At 65.1% G+C, this 295-nt stretch carries 1 protein-coding gene; it reads left to right on the top strand.

Annotation, left to right across the window (positions count from 1 at the left end; genetic code table 11):
- Positions 1–295 (top strand): VCBS domain-containing protein (locus tag SM757_RS35275; RefSeq protein ID WP_322468905.1); only part of this gene is annotated, 295 nt, incomplete at both ends.

Here is a 295-nt window from a genome sequence, read left to right as displayed (position 1 = left end):
CTCACACGCACGGGCTCGCTGGCGGTCTCTGACACCGACGCCGGCCAGGACAAGTTCTCCACTACCGTCACCGACACCACCAGCGGCGGCGCCTGGGGTGCACTGACCATCAACGCCGCCGGCACCTGGAGCTACACGGTCGACAACAGCCTGGCTGCGCTGCAAGCGCTCAAGCAAGGTGAAACGCACACCGAGACCTTCACCGTTCAAAGCCTGGACGGCACCGCGACGCAAACCATCACCATCGTCATCACTGGTGTCAACGACGCGGCCACCATCGACGCCGGCACTGACG

Source organism: Azohydromonas lata (genome assembly GCF_034427735.1).
Taxonomy (GTDB): domain Bacteria; phylum Pseudomonadota; class Gammaproteobacteria; order Burkholderiales; family Burkholderiaceae_C; genus Azohydromonas; species Azohydromonas lata.
The sequence above is the reverse complement of the archived record's forward strand: the minus strand, read 5'-3'. Positions and strand labels throughout refer to the sequence as shown.